The 22,258-nt window shown below is 31.3% G+C and carries 12 protein-coding genes, 2 rRNA genes and 1 pseudogene; 10 read left to right on the forward strand and 5 right to left on the reverse strand.

Annotation, left to right across the window (positions count from 1 at the left end):
- The first annotated feature begins 3 nt into the window (after positions 1–3).
- The 6 genes and pseudogenes from AJ930_RS00765 to AJ930_RS00790 all read left to right on the forward strand — a co-directional run bounded on the left by AJ930_RS00765 (position 4) and on the right by AJ930_RS00790 (position 11,898).
- Positions 4–3,060 (forward strand): 23S ribosomal RNA (locus tag AJ930_RS00765).
- Positions 3,061–3,314: 254 nt separating this feature from the next.
- Positions 3,315–3,431, forward strand: a 5S ribosomal RNA gene (rrf, locus tag AJ930_RS00770).
- Between the two features lie 105 nt (positions 3,432–3,536).
- Complete coding sequence (locus AJ930_RS00775; RefSeq protein WP_002800617.1) at positions 3,537–4,934, forward strand: PDDEXK-like family protein; 1,398 nt, start codon at positions 3,537–3,539, stop codon at positions 4,932–4,934.
- A gap of 60 nt (positions 4,935–4,994) precedes the next feature.
- A pseudogene (locus AJ930_RS00780) lies at positions 4,995–8,751 on the forward strand (class I SAM-dependent DNA methyltransferase).
- Positions 8,739–9,905 carry a hypothetical protein gene (locus tag AJ930_RS00785; protein WP_032585832.1) on the forward strand — a complete coding sequence of 389 codons (1,167 nt, stop codon included), beginning with the start codon at positions 8,739–8,741 and terminating at the stop codon, positions 9,903–9,905. The pseudogene AJ930_RS00780 and the gene AJ930_RS00785 overlap by 13 nt, the downstream one beginning before the upstream one ends.
- Entirely contained in the window at positions 9,892–11,898 is a 2,007-nt protein-coding gene (locus AJ930_RS00790; RefSeq protein ID WP_021137770.1) for a putative membrane protein, read from the forward strand. The genes AJ930_RS00785 and AJ930_RS00790 overlap by 14 nt, the downstream gene beginning before the upstream one ends.
- Before the next feature lie 29 nt (positions 11,899–11,927).
- Here AJ930_RS00790 and AJ930_RS00795 read toward each other — a convergent pair whose 3' ends face one another.
- On the reverse strand, positions 11,928–12,629 hold the full coding sequence (locus AJ930_RS00795) for an SIMPL domain-containing protein (RefSeq protein ID WP_002875622.1): 702 nt from the start codon (positions 12,627–12,629) through the stop codon (positions 11,928–11,930).
- Positions 12,626–13,828 (reverse strand): multidrug effflux MFS transporter, encoded by a 1,203-nt coding sequence (locus tag AJ930_RS00800; protein WP_002779294.1) that lies wholly within the window; start codon positions 13,826–13,828, stop codon positions 12,626–12,628. Before AJ930_RS00800 ends, AJ930_RS00795 begins: the two co-directional genes overlap by 4 nt.
- A 103-nt stretch (positions 13,829–13,931) precedes the next feature.
- On the opposite strand from AJ930_RS00800, the gene AJ930_RS00805 reads away from it, so the two are divergent.
- Positions 13,932–15,281 carry a DUF2130 domain-containing protein gene (locus AJ930_RS00805; protein ID WP_053872666.1) on the forward strand — a complete coding sequence of 450 codons (1,350 nt, stop codon included), beginning with the start codon at positions 13,932–13,934 and terminating at the stop codon, positions 15,279–15,281.
- Between the two features lie 23 nt (positions 15,282–15,304).
- Here the strand turns inward: AJ930_RS00805 and AJ930_RS00810 are convergent, their stop codons facing one another.
- The 3 genes from AJ930_RS00810 to typA form a co-directional block, all read right to left on the reverse strand.
- The gene (locus AJ930_RS00810) at positions 15,305–16,348 is read right to left on the reverse strand and encodes a c-type cytochrome (RefSeq protein ID WP_002860887.1); all 1,044 of its coding nucleotides are present in this window, start codon (positions 16,346–16,348) and stop codon (positions 15,305–15,307) included.
- 177 nt (positions 16,349–16,525) lie between these two features.
- On the reverse strand, positions 16,526–17,173 hold the full coding sequence (locus AJ930_RS00815) for a hypothetical protein (RefSeq protein WP_002860888.1): 648 nt from the start codon (positions 17,171–17,173) through the stop codon (positions 16,526–16,528).
- Entirely contained in the window at positions 17,173–18,981 is a 1,809-nt protein-coding gene (gene typA, locus AJ930_RS00820; protein WP_002799607.1) for a translational GTPase TypA, read from the reverse strand. Before typA ends, AJ930_RS00815 begins: the two co-directional genes overlap by 1 nt.
- Positions 18,982–19,115: 134 nt before the next feature.
- On the opposite strand from typA, the gene AJ930_RS00825 reads away from it, so the two are divergent.
- From AJ930_RS00825 to AJ930_RS00835, 3 genes are read left to right on the forward strand one after another with little or no spacing between them, the layout of a single operon-like run.
- Positions 19,116–19,439, forward strand: coding sequence for a hypothetical protein (locus AJ930_RS00825; protein ID WP_053872605.1), 324 nt, complete (start codon positions 19,116–19,118; stop codon positions 19,437–19,439).
- A gap of 17 nt (positions 19,440–19,456) precedes the next feature.
- The gene (locus tag AJ930_RS00830) at positions 19,457–21,319 is read left to right on the forward strand and encodes a flagellar hook-length control protein FliK (RefSeq protein WP_074498169.1); all 1,863 of its coding nucleotides are present in this window, start codon (positions 19,457–19,459) and stop codon (positions 21,317–21,319) included.
- Positions 21,320–21,377: 58 nt separating this feature from the next.
- Complete coding sequence (locus AJ930_RS00835) at positions 21,378–22,256, forward strand: flagellar basal body rod modification protein (protein ID WP_096637118.1); 879 nt, start codon at positions 21,378–21,380, stop codon at positions 22,254–22,256.
- Positions 22,257–22,258: the final 2 nt, after the last annotated feature.

Raw genomic sequence — 22,258 nt, forward strand, 5'->3', positions numbered from 1 at the left:
AAAAGGTAAGCTACTAAGAGCGAATGGTGGATGCCTTGACTGGTAAAGGCGATGAAGGACGTACTAGACTGCGATAAGCTACGGGGAGCTGTCAAGAAGCTTTGATCCGTAGATTTCCGAATGGGGCAACCCAATGTATAGAGATATACATTACCTATATAGGAGCGAACGAGGGGAATTGAAACATCTTAGTACCCTCAGGAAAAGAAATCAATAGAGATTGCGTCAGTAGCGGCGAGCGAAAGCGCAAGAGGGCAAACCCAGTGCTTGCACTGGGGGTTGTAGGACTGCAATGTGCAAGAGCTGAGTTTAGCAGAACATTCTGGAAAGTATAGCCATAGAGGGTGATAGTCCCGTATGCGAAAAACAAAGCTTAGCTAGCAGTATCCTGAGTAGGGCGGGACACGAGGAATCCTGTCTGAATCCGGGTCGACCACGATCCAACCCTAAATACTAATACCAGATCGATAGTGCACAAGTACCGTGAGGGAAAGGTGAAAAGAACTGAGGTGATCAGAGTGAAATAGAACCTGAAACCATTTGCTTACAATCATTCAGAGCACTATGTAGCAATACAGTGTGATGGACTGCCTTTTGCATAATGAGCCTGCGAGTTGTGGTGTCTGGCAAGGTTAAGCAAACGCGAAGCCGTAGCGAAAGCGAGTCTGAATAGGGCGCTTAGTCAGATGCTGCAGACCCGAAACGAAGTGATCTATCCATGAGCAAGTTGAAGCTAGTGTAAGAACTAGTGGAGGACTGAACCCATAGGCGTTGAAAAGCCCCGGGATGACTTGTGGATAGGGGTGAAAGGCCAATCAAACTTCGTGATAGCTGGTTCTCTCCGAAATATATTTAGGTATAGCGTTGTGTCGTAATATAAGGGGGTAGAGCACTGAATGGGCTAGGGCATACACCAATGTACCAAACCCTATCAAACTCCGAATACCTTATATGTAATCACAGCAGTCAGGCGGCGAGTGATAAAATCCGTCGTCAAGAGGGAAACAACCCAGACTACCAGCTAAGGTCCCTAAATCTTACTTAAGTGGAAAACGATGTGAAGTTACTTAAACAACCAGGAGGTTGGCTTAGAAGCAGCCATCCTTTAAAGAAAGCGTAATAGCTCACTGGTCTAGTGATTTTGCGCGGAAAATATAACGGGGCTAAAGTAAGTACCGAAGCTGTAGACTTGCACACAACTTAGATTATTTAAGTTTAGAATATGAGAAACTAAGTTATATGTTTTAGTTATATTTTTACTGATTTTTATAGAGTAAAGATAGAAATAAAACTTAGTAAAATCAATAAAAATATTCTTAGGCTAAAGTTAAGTAGTTTAAGTTGTGTGCAAGTGGTAGGAGAGCGTTCTATTTGCGTCGAAGGTATACCGGTAAGGAGTGCTGGAGCGAATAGAAGTGAGCATGCAGGCATGAGTAGCGATAATTAATGTGAGAATCATTAACGCCGTAAACCCAAGGTTTCCTACGCGATGCTCGTCATCGTAGGGTTAGTCGGGTCCTAAGTCGAGTCCGAAAGGGGTAGACGATGGCAAATTGGTTAATATTCCAATACCAACATTAGTGTGCGATGGAAGGACGCTTAGGGCTAAGGGGGCTAGCGGATGGAAGTGCTAGTCTAAGGTCGTAGGAGCTTATACAGGCAAATCCGTATAAGAACACTCCGAGAACTGAAAGGCTTTTTGAAGTCTTCGGATGGATAGAAGAACCCCTGATGCCGTCGAGCCAAGAAAAGTTTCTAAGTTTAGCTAATGTTGCCCGTACCGTAAACCGACACAGGTGGGTGGGATGAGTATTCTAAGGCGCGTGGAAGAACTCTCTTTAAGGAACTCTGCAAAATAGCACCGTATCTTCGGTATAAGGTGTGGTTAGCTTCGTACTAGGATTTACTCCGAAAGCGAAGAAACTTACAACAAAGAGTCCCTCCCGACTGTTTACCAAAAACACAGCACTCTGCTAACTCGTAAGAGGATGTATAGGGTGTGACGCCTGCCCGGTGCTCGAAGGTTAATTGATGGGGTTAGCATTAGCGAAGCTCTTGATCGAAGCCCGAGTAAACGGCGGCCGTAACTATAACGGTCCTAAGGTAGCGAAATTCCTTGTCGGTTAAATACCGACCTGCATGAATGGCGTAACGAGATGGGAGCTGTCTCAAAGAGGGATCCAGTGAAATTGTAGTGGAGGTGAAAATTCCTCCTACCCGCGGCAAGACGGAAAGACCCCGTGGACCTTTACTACAGCTTGACACTGCTACTTGGATAAGAATGTGCAGGATAGGTGGGAGGCTTTGAGTATATGACGCCAGTTGTATATGAGCCGTTGTTGAGATACCACTCTTTCTTATTTGGGTAGCTAACCAGCTTGAGTTATCCTCAAGTGGGACAATGTCTGGTGGGTAGTTTGACTGGGGCGGTCGCCTCCCAAATAATAACGGAGGCTTACAAAGGTTGGCTCAGAACGGTTGGAAATCGTTCGTAGAGTATAAAGGTATAAGCCAGCTTAACTGCAAGACATACAAGTCAAGCAGAGACGAAAGTCGGTCTTAGTGATCCGGTGGTTCTGTGTGGAAGGGCCATCGCTCAAAGGATAAAAGGTACCCCGGGGATAACAGGCTGATCTCCCCCAAGAGCTCACATCGACGGGGAGGTTTGGCACCTCGATGTCGGCTCATCGCATCCTGGGGCTGGAGCAGGTCCCAAGGGTATGGCTGTTCGCCATTTAAAGCGGTACGCGAGCTGGGTTCAGAACGTCGTGAGACAGTTCGGTCCCTATCTGCCGTGGGCGTAAGAAGATTGAAGAGATTTGACCCTAGTACGAGAGGACCGGGTTGAACAAACCACTGGTGTAGCTGTTGTTCTGCCAAGAGCATCGCAGCGTAGCTAAGTTTGGAAAGGATAAACGCTGAAAGCATCTAAGCGTGAAGCCAACTCTAAGATGAATCTTCTCTAAGCTCTCTAGAAGACTACTAGTTTGATAGGCTGGGTGTGTAATGGATGAAAGTCCTTTAGCTGACCAGTACTAATAGAGCGTTTGGCTTATCTTTAATAAAGCATCACTTCCTTGTTAAGGTTTTTAGAAGACTTTGAATATAGATAATATTTAGAGTTTAATAGAAATCTTTCAAGTAGAGTTTGTATTAGAACTTGCTCTTAACATTGTTTTTTAAGTATTCTATATAAAAACTTATCAAAGATAAAAGATAAGTAAAGAAGAAAGAGAATAAAGAAAAAAGTAAAGGAATAAAAGATTAAGTTTTATTCTTAAATTCAATCTTTCAAAGAATATTTAAATAACAATGTCCGTGATTATACAGATGTGGAAACGCCTTGCTCCATCCCGAACCAAGAAGCTAAGCACATCGTGGGTGATGATACTACGCCTTACTGGCAGGGGGAAAGTAGCTCATTGCGGACTTGTTAATTCTGCTTAACTTGCCTATAAAATTAATAATCAGTTTTTTTAGTTTGTAATTAAAAATTTATTTACATGTAAAATTGTATAAAATTTGGAAAGTGATACATGGAAAAATTTATTGAAAGGTTGCTTGAAGAAGATATTAAATTTGAAAAAGATGTGAATAATGGTTTGAGTGATATAAATATATTTGATGCTTTGAATATTGAAACAAAAGAAAATTATCATTCTAAATTTATAGCTTATTTAATTGATATAAATAAGGATCATTATCAAAAAAATTTTGCAAAGGTATTTTTAGAAAAACTTGGTAAGAGTTTAGTAAATACGAAATTTGAAAATTTAAACATAGAAGATATAAAAAGCGTAGAAACAGAAGCCTGCATAAAAGATAATAGAAGGATAGATATTTTAATAACATTAAGTGATAAAAGATATATTATAATAGAAAATAAAATTTATGCAAAAGATCAAAAAAATCAATTGAAAGATTATATTAATTTTGTAAGAAAAAATATCAAAAATATAAAAGATTGTTATAAAAACATATTGACTATATATTTGCATCAAGATGAGTGTGCTAGTCCTAGTGATTATAGTTTGGGAAATTTTACAATAAAGACAAATTTGATTAAAGATAAAAATGAAAATAATGTTAGCTATTATTTGAAGATGGATTATATATGGATTAAGGAATGGATTGATGAGTGTATAAAAATATATGAAGAAAAATCAACCAAAGATCAAAAATTTATTCTTGATATACAAAACATTATTTTTACTCTAAATCAATACAAAAGTATTTTACAATGGTATATGACAGATGAGTATACTCAAAGAGATGATGTACTAGAATTTATTTTTCAAAACAATATAAAAATGCAAAATTTAAAAAATGCGATGATTTTATATAGATATAACAAAAACAAATCAGAGCTTAAAAATTTAAATGAAGAAAACTATAAGAAAGCTAAAGATATTATCCAGCATAAATGGAGCAACATCTGCGAATATATAATAGAAGAATTTTTTGATAGTTTTGAACACAAGGAAATTAAAATAGGTGATATAACTTTTATCGGCAATAAAATAGAAGAAAATCGTGTTAATCATGGTGTGTTTATATTTTATCCTATTGATTATAAGAATGAAAGCATATATCCATGTATATATATTTATTTTAAAAAAAAATACTATGATATTATTGGTTTGACATTTGAAATTTCAAATGATGATGAAGAAGATATAGAAAATGAAAAATATAAAGAATGTTTAAAATTATTTAAAGATGTAAAAGAAGAAAATGTTAGAAAATATCAAAATCACTATTATTGTGATAAATTAATAAACAATGAAAAATTAGAAGGAGAATACGCTTTTATTTATTGGTTGATTGAAAATCAAAATTCTAAAAAAGATTTTATTCAAATTTTAAATGATTTTTTTATTAAAAAACCTATACAGGAAGCATATAAAGGTATTAATGATATATTAAATTCTTAAAAAATTTTATATAAAAGTAAAATTTGATAAAATACAAAATATTTTTTATAAAGGTTAAAAATGCATTTCACTTTGCTAAATGAAAAAGATTTTTTCAACCCATACTACCGCAAAAAGCAAATCATGCAAAATGAATTTGATATATTTAACAAGGCTTTAATGCAATATCTAGAAAGACTTGAAAGTTCGCAAAGTGAAAATGAAGATTATCTTGTAGCTAATGCACTTAGTCCATTTTTAACCATGTTAAATTTCAAAACCCACATCAAAACCAAGCAAAAAGGCAAAAGTGAGATTGACTTATCCATCTCTAAAGATGAGTTTAGTAAAGACTTAGAAGTTCTTATTGAGGCTAAAAAGCCAAATTCAAAAGAATTTATCACTCATACAAAAGTAAATTCTAAAGCCTTACACGAGACTATTTTATATTATTTTAGAAATAGAGAGTATAGTTTTAGCTTAAAATTTATTATCATCACAGATTTTTATAAATTTTACATTTTTAAAATTAGTGAGTTTGAAGAGCTTTTTTATAAAAATCCAAGTTTTAAAAAACTTTTTGAAGAATTTTATAATCCAAATTCACTTTTCAAAGGTAATACTGAAGAATTCTATAAAGAAGTAGCCAAACTCATAGAAAATTCCAAAGAAAACTTAAAAGGCTTTTTGATTGACTTGACGTTTTTAAAAGACAAACAAAAATCAAATTTTAAAAACCTAGCAAGTATTTATAAAACTTTTCATAGAGACTTTTTGCTAAGTGAGTTTAACCCCAACGATGCAAATTCACTCAACAACGCTTTTTACAAAGAGCTTTTATATATCTTAGGGCTTTGTGAGAGCAAACAAAACTCAAAACTCATCATCGCAAAAAGTGAAGAAAGCAAAGAAGAGCAAGGCACTTTCTACACCGCTATAAATTCTAAGCTTAAAGAAGAAAATTTTGAAACCATCTTAAAACTTTTGATCTTATGGCTTAATCGCATTTTGTTTTTAAAGCTTATAGAGTCAAATTTGGTGCGTTTTAATGATGATAAAAATTTGAAATTTTTAAATTTCAAAAAAATCCCTGATTTTGACAAGCTTAGCGAACTTTTCTTTGAAGTTTTAGCCAAAGAAAAAAGCACAAGAAAGAAAAGCGAATTTGCTTATCTGCCTTATCTAAATTCTTCTTTGTTTGAAAAACAAAGCATAGAAAACACACTTGAAATTTCAAGCTTAAGCAATGACTTAAAGCTTTTTTACTATAAAAACACTGTGCTAAAAGATGATAAATGTAAAGCTAAAAAAGGACAAGTGGGGCTTTTAGAATACTTGTTTGAATTTTTGGATAGCTTTGATTTTGGTAGCGATGATGAGCAAAGCGAAATTTTAAGCCAAAAAGAACTCATAAGTTCAAGTGTTTTAGGAAATGTGTTTGAAAAACTCAATGGCTACAAAGAAGGAAGCTTTTACACGCCAAGCTTTATCACTTCTTATATGTGCAAAGAAAGCATCGCAAAAGTTGTGCTTGATAAATTCAACGCTCAATTTGATCTTGATGCTAAAGATATAAGCGAACTAAGAAAGTCTTTAAGAAAAGAAGACAAAAAAGCACAAAAAGAGCTTTTAAACTCTATAAAAATTTGCGATCCTGCGGTGGGAAGCGGGCAATTTTTTGGTTTCTGCTTTAAATGTTATGTTAAGCATTTATGATGAGCTAAATCTTTTTGATGAAGAGTTTTACCTAGAAGTGCAAAACGATGAAATTCTCATCACGGGTAGAAAAGGTGAGTTTATAGAGTATAAACGCCCAAAAACACCTAAAGATAAAGCCCATCTTATCCAGCAAGAACTTTTTCATACCAAAAAAGACATCATAGAAAACAACCTTTTTGGAGTCGATATCAACCCTAACTCATGCGAGATCACCAAGCTAAGGCTTTGGATAGAGCTTTTAAAACATAGTTTTTATCAAAGCTTTGATGATGGGAATTATCACGATCTTAAAACCCTGCCAAACATCGATATAAACATAAAATGCGGAAATTCTTTGGTATCTTACTTTGAAACAGGCAAAAGCCTAAACCACTATCCTAACATCAAAGAACGTATGGGCAAATACAAACGCATAGTAAAAGACTATAAAGAAGGCTTTTACACGGATAAAAGCCACATCAACCAAGAGATAAAAAATCTCAAAATTTCTTTTAAAAATTTCTGCTTTGCAGATAAATTTAAAAAAGAAATGAAAAGCTTTAACGATAAATGTGAAAAATACTCTAAAAAATACGGAAATTTCTTAGCCGTAGATGATGAAAATTTGAAATTCTTTGTTAGTGCGAATTTGACTCTTTTTGACTTTGATGAAAAAGAAGCCATAAAAGAATTTGCAAATCTTAAAAAAGAATACGACAATATCTTTAACCTAGAAAGCAATCATCCTTTTGAATGGCGTTTTGAATTCCCTGAAATTTTGGACGATGATGGAAATTTCAAAGGCTTTGATCTCATCATCGGCAATCCACCTTATATAAGACAAGAAGAGCTTAAAGAACTCAAGCCCCATTTAGCTAAAAATTATAAGGTTTATAAAGGCACGAGCGATATTTATACTTATTTTTATGAACTAGGATTTAATGTTTTAAAAGATAGTGGAGGGGTATTGAGCTATATCACTTCTAACAAATACACGCGTGCAGGATATGGGGAAGCTTTGCGTGAATTTTTGCTTAAAAATGTTAAGTTTTTAGAATACACTGATTTAAACGGCATAAAAGTTTTTGATAGTGCTACAGTGGATACTTCCATACTTTGTTTTGAAAAATCAAAAAGCAAAGATAATAAATTCAAATACCTTGCTCTAAGCAATGAAATTTTAAAAACTTGTGCTTATGACATTGGCTTATATAAGGACTTTGCAGAATTTTCGCAAAATTCTTTAAGCAAAGAAAGCTTCACTTTTAGCGATGAGAATACTAGTGCTTTAAAGGCCAAGATAGAACGCATAGGAACTCCGCTTAAAGAATGGCAAGGACTTAATATATATCGTGGAATTTTAACAGGCTATAACGAAGCCTTTATCATCACTACTGAAAAAAGAAATGAAATTTTAGCAAATTGCAAAGATGAAGCCGAAAAAGAACTCACCGCCAAACTTATACGCAAAATGCTACGCGGACGCGATATAAAAAGATATAGTTACGAGTGGGCGGGACTTTGGGTGATAGGAACTTTTCCAAGTTTAAAACTCGATATAGAACAATATCCCGCATTAAAACAATATTTATCTCAATTTTTACCACGCATAGAACAAAGCGGAGAAAAAGGTTGTAGAAAGAAAACTAGCAATAAATGGTTTGAAACTCAAGACAATATCGCTTATTATGAAGAATTTGAAAAGGAAAAGATAGTTTGGAATAGAATTTCAAGTGATTTATGCTTTTCTTATGATAATCAAAAGAATTTTATTTTGGATTCTATGTTTTCTATAACTTTTTATTCTAATATAAATTTAAAATATTTAATAGCAAATTTAAATTCTAGTATTTCAAAATTTTGGATAAAAAATAATGCTGCTACATTGGGTGATGGAATTTATGGTGCAAAAATTTATATAGAAAAACTTCCTATACCAAAAATAAATTCTAAAAATCAAAAATTAGTCGATGAGCTTATAAATTTAGTCGATGAAATTTTAAAAGCCAAAGAGCAAAACAAAAACGCAAGCACCCAAGAACTAGAAAATAAAATCAATTCTTTGACTTATAAACTTTACAATCTCACCGAAGATGAGATAAAAATCATTGAAAATAAGGAGCAAAAATGGAAAATTTAACTAAAGAGCAAAAAAAGTTATTTTATAAATTTATTAAAAACATTAAAGATGAAAATTCTTTAAAACAATTAGAGCAATTTCTTGATCTAATCGAAAATAATGCTATACAAAATTCATTGAAAGATATTGCGGAATTTAATTCTGTTTATAAAGGAAACGGCAATAATGAAGAAATGTCTATAAAAGATATGATTGAAGATATAAAAATCGGACAAAAAGATATAGATGAAATTTATTGGAAAATTTTTGATATTCAATCTGATAATAAAAATGAAAGTAGTGCTTTAATCGAGATAGAGAAAGCTAAAGAATATGCAAATAAAATGCAAAATGATTATATGAAATTTTATGATCAAGATCATCAAGGTAATATAACTGAGGGTATTATTTCGAAGTTAAAACAAGCTTGTAATGATATAGAAACAAATAAAGATAAAATAAAAAAATTTGAAGAATTTTATAATGAAATTTTTGTTGGCATTAAAGCAGATGAAAATGGAAAAGGCGGAAAATTATCTCTTAAAGATCGTTTAAATGAACAAAAGACTGAAATAAACAATTTAATTTCTAGTAAAAAACAAGAATTAGAAAATTGTTTAAATGATTATAAAGATAAATTTGAAAATTTGTATAAAGAAAAAAATGATAAAATAGATAAATTATTACCAGGTGCAACTTCTGTAGGATTATCTAAATCTTACAAAAACCAGAAAGAAGAAATCGATAAATCGTTAATGAAATGGAATTGGGTATTTTGGATTTCTATCTCGATTTTTATAGGTGGAGCTATATTTTATTTTTATCATTCTTTTGATGAAAAATTTGATTATATTAGTATTTTTAGATATTTTCCATTTTGGATATTTAGTGGATTTTTTATCTTTTATAGTACTAAACAAATAGCTGAATATAAAAGATTGCGTAATGAATATGCCTATAAAGAAGCTTTAAATGATACTTATGTTGGTTATGAACGAGCAGTTGAAAAGAGTGATAATAAAATTTTAAAAGATAAATTATTAGAAATAATGCTTAAAGCTGCAGAATTTAATCCTAGCGATACATTAGAAAAGTCAAAGGGTGAACATCCTTTAAAAAGCATAATGGGAAAATTTAGCAAAAAAGATGAGGTTGGTGAAAGTGAACAATGGTGATAAATTTTTAAATAATATAAAAGAAATTATTTCTAAATGTTGTGGTTTGTCTGACTTTAATATAACAAGTGAGAAACACAATGAAAATAGTTTGATTTTTAAAGTTTATTCAAATGGTACTTTAAATATTAATTTAGATCAATTAATAACTAGACAAGAATTTAATATTTGCTTTGAAAAATGTAGAGTAAAAATTTCGCGTTCAAGCAATACAAAAATTAAAATAAATTCAAGCTTATTCTTTGAATCTTGTTTCTTTGAAGAGATCGACATAAGCAATGTTTGTTTTTCTGGGAAATTTCAAATAAATCAATTTGATAACATTAAAAAACAAGAGGAAATGATAAAAGATATTACATTTAATAATTGTGTATTTTTTAATTTTATTTTAGAAAAAAATAAAATTAAAAATAATATTTATTTTAAACAAAAAACTAAAATAAAAAAAATGTATTTATATGAAAATGAATTTGAAAAATATTTTTTTATAAAAGAATGTCTCATCGGTGACATTAATTTATGGAAAAATAAATTTAAAAATCGATGTTATTTTATAGATTCTATGTTTTTAAAAGTAGATAAATTGAGTAAATTTAATTTTTCTAATGCAAATTTTCAAGATAATGTTTATTTTAATAATACTCATTTTAAAGATTATGTCGACTTTCACGAATGCGAATTTGAAAAAATAGCTTGTTTTTATGGAGTGAAGTTTTATAAAACTCCGAATTTTAGCGCTTGTTATTTTAAAGAACCAAAAGCTGTAAATTTAATCAATGTCGATATAGATAAGCTAGATTTTAAATCAGTGGAGAAATATATAGAAGATAATTATAAAGATGAAAGTTACAAAAACGAAACCAAAGGAATACAAGATAAAAAAGAGTTTTTTAAAATTAAAAATAAACATAAATTAAGATATGCCAAAAATTTAAAAGATTCTTTCAGGGTTATAAAAGATGTTTTAATCACTCAAAATAATACCCTAGAAGCTCAAGAATGGCACAAGCTAGAGCTTTATGCGAAAGAGAAAGAAAATCATATAAATTTAAGCGTCAAAGACAGAGAAAAAAATGCTGATATATTTAAGAATATATTAATATGGTTTAATTGTGTTTTGTTAAATGTGTATAGAAATACTAGCGATCATCATAATGATTTTTTAAAAATTTTAAATTTTACTGTAGGGATGATTGTTTTATATGGGGTGTTTATTTTCTTTTGTCAAGCTTGTATAGAACCTTATAGTAAATTTTTTAACGAATTGAAATCGAGCGTTATCTTTATTATCATCGGTATATTAGTTTTTCTTTGCTGCATCATGTTTTATTTTAATAGAAAAAAAAGCATTTTTGCAAAATCAATATTTTTTATTATTGCTATGGTGTTTATAGTCTTATATCTCGTAACTTATTTTTATAAAACTAATGAATATAAGACAATTTTATATTTAGTAATGTGTTATATATTAAGCATATATATATGTTATTTCTTTTTTAACATTAAAAATATTATTTTTAATATAGTATTTAAATTTATGTTATATTTAGTATTTTTATTCTTTTTGATTAATAGCTCACAACTTATAAACCCTTTTACAGGTGTATTTTCATCAGATAAGCTTTATGAAAGTCAATTTGAAAAAAGTTTAAATGATTTAAATACGAGTGCTATTATAAATCTAGCAAGTATATTGCAGAGTGATTTTAATCTCCATTTAAAAGATCAAAATATTTCTTTTACAGAGTTAAATTCAGCTAAAGCATTGATAGTAGCAAACAAAGAAAATCTTTTAAAATTAAACGATGCGAATTTAAATAGAGCCAAGGAAGTTTTAGGAGAAAAATATACAGAACTTTTAAAGACTATAAATCAAGACAAGATTACAGAAAACACCATAAAATCTACTAGTGTTTTATATGGCATTATCCTTTTGCTTTGTATTTTCTCACTCCAAAAAACCGCACGAAAAAATTCCATAGTGCCAAGCTAAGCTTTAAAGCTTAGCTTGAAATTTTATCATCAGTCCTTTAAGTAGTATTCTATAGTAGAAACCACTCTTATGGTTTTGATATAAGGGGTGTTTTTATCCCTGTTGCTGATGCTAAATTGTCCTTGATAAGCCTTTTTTATCTTGCCTAGATGGCTGTTTGAGTCTTGTGCGAATTTTATTGCTGCGTTTCTAGCATTGAGCGTTGCTTCTTCTATCATTTGTGGTTTTATCTCATTTAGCTTGGTGTAAAGGTATTCTATATCATAATTATCGATTTTTGTTACTATGCCAAATTTTGCAAGACTTGAAATGTTTTCTAGTATGCTTTTTCCAAGCTTTACATTTTGAGTATAGATGAGTAAATTCGCAGTGCCTATGTATCGGTATGCAGCTTGAGTGTCGTTGCTATAAGGATCACTTAAACGATCTATGATATTTGGCGAGTTGTAGTTGATCTCATCCTCTTTTACGCCTTGTTCTTTTAAAAATTTGATGATATTTTCTTTATCTTGTTCTAGTTCTTCGTATAAATTTGTAAGATTGTTGTTTGATCTTGTGAATTTTATAGGAAGTATCAAAGTATCCGCTTCGACTTCTTTTTGACTTAAACCCTTTACGCTTACACTTCTTTCAAGTGTTTTAAAATCGCTTAAAGCCTTGTTAAATCCAAAAGCTAGAATCAAACTTGCTAAAACTATGGCTAAAGCCATAAAGATATTATTTGTTTTCATTTTTTCTCCTTTATTTTGATTAGAAAATATATCATATTTGCAACCAATACGCAAGCACACATTACAAAAGCAAGGATTATCGGCGTATTTGCGTTAATAGCCCCAACCACAAAAGAAATAAGCCCTGCAAAACCAAATTGCACCGTTCCAAGCACCGCAGAAGCAGTTCCGCTATGTTCTTTAAACCTTGCCATAGCCAAAGTCGTGGTATTGGGTGCGATGAAACCAAGCATAGCGATACTTGTAAAAATACTAAGTTCAAAAAGCAAGAAATTTGGATGAAAAAAGGCATTTGCAAGTAAAATCACAGTCGATATAAACATTATCATCAAAGCTTTTGCCAAAATTTTTTCGCTTTCGTATTTTAAAACCAATCTTGCATTGATATTTGCACAGATGACAAAACCTAAAGCATTTGCCCCAAAAAGCAAAGCAAATTTTTGCTCACTTAAGCTAAAAAACTGCGTAAAAACAAAGCTTGATCCTGTGATATAAGCAAACATCGCCGCCAAAGCAAAAGAAGCACATAGTATATAAACTAAAAAGCGTTTATCGCTTAAAACAAATTTGTAGCTTTTCATCGCTTCATGATGGGAAAATTTTTTGTTTTTAAGATGAGGTGCGGACTCTTTTAAACCAAAAAGTATCATCAAAAAAAGTAAAATTCCTAAAGCAAACAAAGTCGCAAAAATACTATGCCATGAAAAATACTCTAGCAAAATTCCCCCAAAAGTTGGCGAAAGCATAGGAGCAAGAGAACTAAAAACCATCATCAAAGCAAAAATCCCTGCAGCTTCTTTGATCTCAAACAAGTCATTGACAATAGCCCTTGCGATAACCACACCTGCACAACCCCCAAGTGCTTCAAAAAATCTCAAAGCGATAAAAGCATAAATATCATCGATAATCACACAAAACAAACTCGAAACGATGAAGAAAAATATCCCCACCAAAGCTGGAATTTTACGCCCAAAAATATCACTTAAAGGCCCATATATAAGCTGTCCTAAAGCAAAAGCGATAAAAAAACTTGCGATACTAAGTTGGGTTAAAAAAGAATTAGTTTGAAAACTTTGCTCCACATGAGAAAGTGCAGGCAAATACATATCTGTAGAAAGTGGTGCTATGCTTGACATCAAAGCAAGGATAACGATGAGTTTAAATTTAGCAAAGCCGTGAATTTTGGTGTGTTTTTGCATTTGTAATCCTAATTATTCTAAAAGAATGATTTTAACAAGTCAATCTTAGAATAATCTTTGTTTTTCTATGTTAAATTTAGGGAAAAATTCTAAGGAAATTTTTATGCTAAATTTAAACCAAAATGAACAAATCAAATGCCCAAGTTGTGGAAGTTTTATCGATATCAGCGCTGCTTTATATGCTCAAATTTTAGATAAAGCTAAGCAAGAAATGCTAAAACAAAAAAAAGAATTTGATGATGAGGTAAATGCTAAAAGAGCTGAATACACCAAAGCTTTAAATGATTTAAAAACTCAAAAGATAGAACAAGAAAAACTTATAAGCGAGCAAGTAAGCCAAAAGCTTCTTTTAGAAAAGCAAAAATTTGAACAAGAACTTCTTACACAAAAGCAAAATTTCCAAAAAGAATTCAGCGAGAAATTTAACAAAGAGCATGAAAATGAAATGAAAATCATGCAAGAAGAACTAGAGAAAAAAAGCAAAGAACTTAGCGAGTTTTTAAGCATAAAGGCTGAAAATGAAAGACTTAAAAGAGAACAAAAAGAAAATGAAGAAAGATTGAAATTTCAAGCTAAAGAAGAGGCTTTTAAAGAATTTAAAGAACAAGAAAACAAAAATTTGGAATTTGAAAGAGAAAAAATGCGTCTTGAATTTCAAAAAAGCACTCAAGAGCAAGATCTTAAATACAAAGAACTAGAAACGAATTTTAAAAGCGTAGCTCAAAAGCTAGAAGACGCACAACGCAGGATAGAACAAGGCTCACAGCAACTCCAAGGCGAAGCAGCTGAACTACTCATAGAAGAATATATACAAAGTGAGTATTTAAGTGATGAAGTAAAAGAAGTGCCAAAGGGCGTAAATGGAGCTGATTGTCTGCATATAGTAAAGGATAATTTTGGAAATATTTGTGGAAGTATTTTGTATGAGAGCAAACGCACTAAAGAATTTAATAAAGAATGGCTGGATAAGCTTAAACTAGATAGCATAGCTGCAAAAAGTGATATAGCGGTTTTGATCACAAAAACTATGCCAAAAGATAAAGAAAAAACGCATTTTAAAGAAGGAATTTTGATCTGTACTTTTAATGAATTCAAAGGTGTTTTAGCAGTGCTTAGAGAAAGCATTATAAACGCTTACAAACTCAAAAATGCCTTGCAAAACAAAGATGAAAAAAATCACATTTTATACGAATACTTAAATTCTAAGGAATTTAACACGCAAATCACTTTTATACTCAAAACTTACCAAAATATGAAAGAAGAGTTAGAAGCTGAAAAAAGGGCTTTACAAAATATATGGAAAAAAAGAGAAAGAGCTATAGAAAATCTAAGTTTTAATTCCACTGCCATAGTGAGTTCTTTAAATGCGATATTTAGCGATTTACAAGGTGGAAATTTGATAGGCGAAGAAGGGATTAAAAGTCTTGAAAATTTAGCCAAAGATGAGGATTAATTTTGGGCTTAGCCCAAAATTAATCATTCTCCTGGGAAGTGATTTGGATTTTTCCAAGGTCCGTATTTTACTTTTATGTATTCTTTAGGGTCTAAATTTTGTTGCGGTGAGGCAAAATACTCAGGTTTTAATGATGGGGATTTGCTATAAGCTGTATCAAGTCCTGCACGATTTTCTGTAGTGGTTATAGGCATTCTTACAAAACCTGTATTGACATAAGCTGCTATATCTAGTGCATCTTCATCGCTTAATATAGGATTATCTGCACTCGCACCAAAAGGCATGGCTGATTTTAAAAATCTTGCTAAAAATGGTATCATAGCCATGTGTCCACCATCAGGATAGATAAGTAAAGATGGATATAAATGTCCGCTACCTTGTTCGTAATTATCATTTTTTACCCCAAGTCCTCTTTCGCCATGGCAAGCAACGCAATTTTCTTCAAAGAGTTTTTTTCCACGCACAGGGTCAGCTGGGCGATTTGGAAAATTCATCTTAGCGAAAAAATCTCCTTCAAGCTTTACGCCGTCTTTGATACCGTAAGCTTCTTTTAGCCATTTAAAATAAGCTAAAATTGCTTTCATTTCTTTAGAATCATTAGGAAATCTATGAGAGTCAGTTCCGCCCATTCCGCGAATTCTATCTTCAACAGAGATGATTTTCATCGTTTCTATATCAAGTCTTGGATAATTGTTTAGGACATTTAAAAATGGAATAACATATTTTTTTGTCCCTGGTAAACCATTGCCGTCATTGTCCATGTGACAGGAAATACAGTTTACTTCGTTGCTTGTCTTTTTTAGCTTGCTATAGGGTCCTAGAGTACTTTCTGTCTTGCTTAAAAGCTCTATGCCATAACGGATTAAATCCCCTTGCTTGCCTTTTGGAACATCATTGATGCTTAAATTTTTATTTGGCCATTCTTGCACAGGTCTTTTGGAAAGTTCCTTAAAATACTCTACTCCTTCCTTGTCGCTTAATTCTTCTCCTACTTTGTAATCACTCACGCTTTTAGCACTAAGACTCAAACTAAGACATAAACCAAGCAATAAAATGTGTTTTTTCATGATTTTCCTCCTTTTTATTTGCAGTTCAAATTGATTTTAGTGTATTTTTTCTTAAATATTAAGCATAATAAGAATAATTTAAATAAAATTAAATTTTAAAGTGTTACTAAAAGTAATATATTTTTAAAGTATATAATTAATATTTATTAAAATTTTATGATATTAACTTTATGTTAATTATTTAAATAGTTTGTTTTTTATAGAGTTTAGATTTTCTTCTAAATTTTTGAAATTGTTTTCTAAATCTTTTTTTATATCTATAAAGAAAGGATTGCTTAAAGTAGCGATAAGATAATGATTTTCTTTAGAAAAGATATGATTTAAAGTGAAATTTTTATCTTTAAGTTTGATATAAATTTGGTCTTCGTTTTCAAAGCTAGGATTTTTGTTTGCACTTAAAATTTCGAGTAAAATTCCGCAAAAAAAGCGTTTGTTTTCGTCCAAAAACTGAATATCATAAATTTTAAAATCCTTAAATTCAAAGCAGTTTTGACTTTTAAATTCTTTCAAATCCTTTGTAAGTCCTAGTTTTAAAAAGTCTTTTTGGCTTAAACTTTGCTTTTTAAATTTCGCCCCAAAACGACGCAAAAACAAATTTAAAGCATCAATTTGTAATTCTTTTTGTGCGAGTTTTAGTTTTTTGGCTGTAAAACGAAAGAAAAAAACACCTACAAAAACAGCTAAAATTACTGCGATTAAGGCATCTCTTATAAAAACAAAGGCTAAAAAACCTACAAGTAAGGCTTCGATAATGCTTAGGAATTTTAAGATTCCTAAGCGTTTAAGTATATAAAGTCTATTATTTTCTAAGCTTTTTAAATCCATTAAGATTTTGCTTTTTCCATTCTTTTTCTTTGAGTTGGATCAAGATAGCGTTTGCGAACACGCACATTTACAGGCGTAACTTCTACAAGTTCATCTTCTTCTATCCACTCTAAAGCTCTTTCAAGGCTTAATTTTCTAGGTGGTACAAGTTTGATTGCATCATCGCTTCCACTCGCTCTTACATTGGTAAGATTCTTTCCTTTGATAGGATTAACATCTAAATCATTTGGACGAGAGTGCTCACCTATAATCATACCAGTATAAACTTTAGTTTGAGGCTCTATGAAAAGCACTCCACGCTCTTGAAGGTTAAACAAAGAATACCCCAAAGCCACGCCATTTTCCATAGAAATTAACGCTCCATTGTTACGCTTTTCAACCGCACCACTAAAAGGACGGAATTCTAAAAAACTATGATTCATCACGCCTTCGCCTTTAGTATCGGTTAAAAACTGGCTTCTAAAACCTATAAGTCCGCGTGCTGGAATTTCAAACTCAAGTCTTGTTTGTCCATCGCCTGTTGGTGCCATAGTTTTCATTTCAGCTTTTCTTTTGCCAAGTTTTTCTATTACCGCACCACTAAATTCCTCAGGTACATCGATAACTAAATGTTCAAAAGGTTCTGTTTTAACCCCATCTTCAACCTTTACGATAACTTCAGGTCTTCCCATGCAAAACTCAAAACCTTCACGACGCATATTTTCAGCTAAAATAGTGATTTGAAGTTCACCCCTACCGCTTACTTTAAATTTACCTTCGCCTGTGCTTTCGTATTTCATAGCGATATTAGTTTTCATTTCAGCTTCTAAGCGTTCAGCGATTTTATTTGAAGTTACATGTTTTCCTTCAGTTCCTGCTAATGGGCCATCATTTACAGAAAATACTATACTTAAAGTCGGCTCTTCAATGTGCAAAGGATCAAGTGGCATAGGATTGTTTGGATCTACAACGCTATCACCCACATCTAAAGCTTCAAAACCTGCTATAGCTACGATATCTCCACTTCCTGCTTCTTCAATATCCATTTTTTCTAAGCCCATAAAGCCAATGAGTTTTGAAATTCTACCATTTACTTTGGTGCCATCAGCTTTTGCAAGCATTACGCTTTGGTTTTTCTTCACAACCCCATTGAAAATTCTAGCAATGCCTATTTTACCTACAAAATTATCATACCCTAAAGTGAAAACTTGAAGTTGTAAAGGATTGTCATTTGTGCCACTTGGTGCTGGAACGCGTTCAAGTATGGTTTTAAAAAGTGGCTCCATATTATCACTTTCATCGTTTAGATCAAGCTTAGCATAACCATTTTTTGCTGCAGCATAAACTATGGCAAAGTCAAGTTGCTCATCGTTTGCATCTAGGGCTACAAAAAGATCAAAAATTTCATTGATCACTCTTTCAGGATCAGCAGCTGGTTTGTCGATTTTGTTGATTACAACTATAGGTTTAAGCCCTAAAGATAAAGCTTTTTTAACCACGAATTTAGTTTGTGGCATAACGCCTTCTTGAGCATCCACCAAAAGCAAAACTCCATCAATCATTTTTAAAACGCGTTCTACTTCTCCGCCAAAATCAGCATGCCCTGGAGTATCTATGATGTTGATTTTTGTACCTTTGTAATTGATCGCTGTGTTTTTTGAAAGTATGGTAATGCCACGTTCTTTTTCTATATCGTTGCTATCCATAACGCGTTCTGAAATTTGTTCTCTTTCGCTAAAGGTGCCTGATTGTTTTAATAATTCATCTACCATAGTGGTTTTACCATGGTCAACGTGAGCTATAACTGCTATATTTCTAATGTTTTCCAAATTTTCTTCTCCAAAGCTAAATTTTTAAAAGCTTAGATTATACAAAAATTTAACTTAAACTACAAAGTATCAAAACTTGGAACACTTCTTGCTTCAAAAACTTATGAAATTAAAATTTTAAAAAGGAAGTTAAAATGTCAAAACCATTAAATGAAGAGATTTTTGTTGAATTTAAAAGTGATTTAGCTGAGAGAAAAAATGAAGTTTTGCTTCAAGTTTTAGAAGTTTTAGAAACTTTTAGATCAGATAAAAACGAAAAAATGGCAAGAATTTCAAGCGAGCTTACAGAAATTTTAGAAAATGAAGAAAATTTAGAGAAAATTTTAAATGCTAAAAATTTAGAAGAGCTTTTAAATATCTTAACTGCTTTAAATGAAGATAAGATGATTAAAGTATATGAAGATTCTTATTTGAAAGAAAAATTTCCTAATGTAATGGTAGATAAATTTTTAAAATAATTTTTTTTGAAGGAAAAGTGATGTCAAATTTAGCTCCGCAAAATGATGTTTTAAATCTTACGCCGAGTAAAACTTCTACTACTAGCAGTTCTTTTAGTAAAACCAGTAAAAATAAAGAACATGAAAGTAGCGATAGCAAAAATTCAACTAAAGATGATACGGAGAGTTTTTTAAATTCTTTGCTTAATTCTATCGATGAAACCAATGAATTTTTACCTGATCATATGAAGATCAGCCAAAAAGAAGTTGTTAATGAAGCGATGAATAGACTTCAAAAAGGAGCTTTTGATGAGAGTGATAAGATAAGCATTTTCGAATCTGCTTCTTTTATGCAAATTCTTTCTTTGTTGGATAAGCTAAAAACAGATACAGCAGATGTTAAACTGGCAAATCTTTCTACTCAACTTTCAAGTCTTATCAAAACAGAGGCTAATTTTAATGCTTTAAAAGGCGCATCAAATCTTAGTGAGCTTTTGGATATAGCTAAAGATCTGGGCTTAAATGTAAAAAATATTAAAGTAGATCGTCTTCTTGATCTTAAAGCAACTTTTCCAAATTTAGATAAGGCTGATTTTTTTAAAGGTGCTGTGGATAATGTTTTTAAAGAAATCATCAATAATAAAATTTCCAATATGAGTAAAAATTTAAATCACAATTTACAAAATACAACTCATACTACAAGCACTCATTCTACGCAAAAAGCAAATTCTAAAGATAGCGGTTCTTTGCTTTCTCAAACTTTAAAAAATTTAGATTCCATGCTTTCATCCAAAGAAAGCAAACACGAAAAAAATGATAAAGTTAAATCAAAAATAGAAGAAGATACCACAGATGTTAAAAATACTTTAAAAAATATCAAAAATGATGAGTTTGCAAAAAATTTAACAGAAGAGTTAAATATAAAAGATAAAAAAAACCAAGATAATTTAAATAAAGATAACACAAAAGATGCAAAAAATAATGAGCAAATAAAAAAAGATGAAAAAGAATTAAACAACCTAAATAAAGAAAGCAAAGACTTAAACAAAGATTTTAATAAAGAGTTAAATAAAAATCAAGAAAAAAACAATTTAAATCAAGAGAATATACAAGATCAAAATAAAAATTTAAAGAGCAATAATCAAAATTTAAATCTTGATAAAAATTCAAATCAAGAAATTGTCAAAGATGCTCAGAATTTAGTTTCAAATTTAACACAAAAAGATTTTAGTTTAAATAAAGAGCCTAAAAACAACAACAAAGAAAATAAAGATATAAAACAGAATTTCTTTGATCAAAAATTAAATTTTGAAAATTTAAATAAAACTCAAGCAGTTCAAAACAAAGAGAATAATGCTAATTTTAACAACAATACCAATAAAGAAACTTTTACTCAAGAGCAAACAAAAACGCACAGTGAAAATGTAGATAAAAATAATTTAGATGACTTAAATTCTTTAGTCAAAGATTTAAGTAAAGTAACACAAAACAATGCTCGCAATATCACGCCTAAAGAGACTTTGCAGTATTTTTCACAAGATTTAAAAGAGGCTGTAGATCAATATAAAGCACCTATCACTAAGCTCAGTATCACTCTAAATCCTAATAATCTTGGAGAAGTGGAAGTAACTTTGATACAAAGAGGTAATAACCTTCATATCAATTTCAACTCCAATACCAATGCAATGAATTTGTTTATCCAAAATCAAGTCGAGTTTAAAAATTCTCTTGTAAATATGGGATTTACTGGACTTGAAATGAATTTTAGTGATCAAGGTAAAAGAGAGCAAAATCAAAATCAAGGAAAAAATCGTAGTGGATATGGTTTTAAAGATGCTTTAGATGGAAAAAATGAAAGTGAAAAAGTCAATCTAGAGCTTGTTTTAGCGAAGTATTTCTAAGTTGGAACACTTATTGCTTTTAATTAAAAAAGACTGAATGTAAAAAAAGGATTTTATCATGGCGACAACAAATTGGAATAGCAATCTTAACTGGACAAATACTGCTAATACTAACCAAACAAGCAACAAGGATACGAAAGTGGATAATTCATCTAGTAGCAATAGCTCCGGTGTGGTTAGTAATCCAAATGCTACTTTAGACAAAGATGCGTTTTTAAAACTTCTTTTGATAGAGCTTCAACATCAAGATCCAACAGATCCTATGGATAGTGATAAAATGCTTACACAAACCTCACAGCTTAGTGCACTTGAAATGCAACAAAATACCAATACAACTATGCAAAAAATGGTTGAAACTATGGAAAAACTTTCCAATTCTTTTAGCACGAGCATGAGTACTGCAGCAGTGGGAGCTATAGGAAAAATGGCTACGGTAAATGAAAACAAAGTCAAATTAACAGGCGCAGATGAGGTTATTGCATTAAAAATGTATTTGCCCGAAGATTCGGATGATAAAGGAATTACCTTAGAGGTTTATGATAAAAATAATAAGTTGGTATTTAGTGAAAAAAGTAATGAGGGAAAAGAAGTATCAAAAGGTTTATTTACATTAGAGTGGCCTGGTAGAAATAATGATGGTGTTTATGCTGGGGATGGAGAGTATAGTGTTAAAGTGGTTTATAATAATAAAAACGGGGAAAAAATAACTGCAAATTATGGAACTTATCCTATAGAGGGTATTAAATTTGTTGATGGGATTGCTTATGCAAAAATGGGTGGTCAATATGTAAGTTTTGATGATATTGGTGAAATTAGTGATTATAAACTTGGTTCATCTTCAACTTCCGTTGGAGATAGTTCAAGTGGAGACTCAAGTGATGGAGATTCTTCTAATTCTGGATCTACAGAAGATGGTGATAAAGAGGAAAAGGCATAAGC

The sequence above is a fragment of the Campylobacter sp. BCW_6871 genome (assembly GCF_001762325.1).
GTDB lineage: Bacteria > Campylobacterota > Campylobacteria > Campylobacterales > Campylobacteraceae > Campylobacter_D > Campylobacter_D jejuni.

What these genes read in the sequence shown, in the direction of transcription:
- AJ930_RS00775 (WP_002800617.1), top strand. Translation starts at nt 3,537, where the DNA reads ATGGAAAAATTTATTGAAAGGTTGCTTGAAGAAGATATTAAATTTGAA.
- AJ930_RS00785 (WP_032585832.1), top strand. Translation starts at nt 8,739, where the DNA reads ATGGAAAATTTAACTAAAGAGCAAAAAAAGTTATTTTATAAATTTATT.
- AJ930_RS00795 (WP_002875622.1), bottom strand. Translation starts at nt 12,629, where the DNA reads ATGAAAACAAATAATATCTTTATGGCTTTAGCCATAGTTTTAGCAAGT.
- AJ930_RS00800 (WP_002779294.1), bottom strand. Translation starts at nt 13,828, where the DNA reads ATGCAAAAACACACCAAAATTCACGGCTTTGCTAAATTTAAACTCATC.
- AJ930_RS00805 (WP_053872666.1), top strand. Translation starts at nt 13,932, where the DNA reads ATGCTAAATTTAAACCAAAATGAACAAATCAAATGCCCAAGTTGTGGA.
- AJ930_RS00810 (WP_002860887.1), bottom strand. Translation starts at nt 16,348, where the DNA reads ATGAAAAAACACATTTTATTGCTTGGTTTATGTCTTAGTTTGAGTCTT.
- AJ930_RS00815 (WP_002860888.1), bottom strand. Translation starts at nt 17,173, where the DNA reads ATGGATTTAAAAAGCTTAGAAAATAATAGACTTTATATACTTAAACGC.
- AJ930_RS00825 (WP_053872605.1), top strand. Translation starts at nt 19,116, where the DNA reads ATGTCAAAACCATTAAATGAAGAGATTTTTGTTGAATTTAAAAGTGAT.
- AJ930_RS00835 (WP_096637118.1), top strand. Translation starts at nt 21,378, where the DNA reads ATGGCGACAACAAATTGGAATAGCAATCTTAACTGGACAAATACTGCT.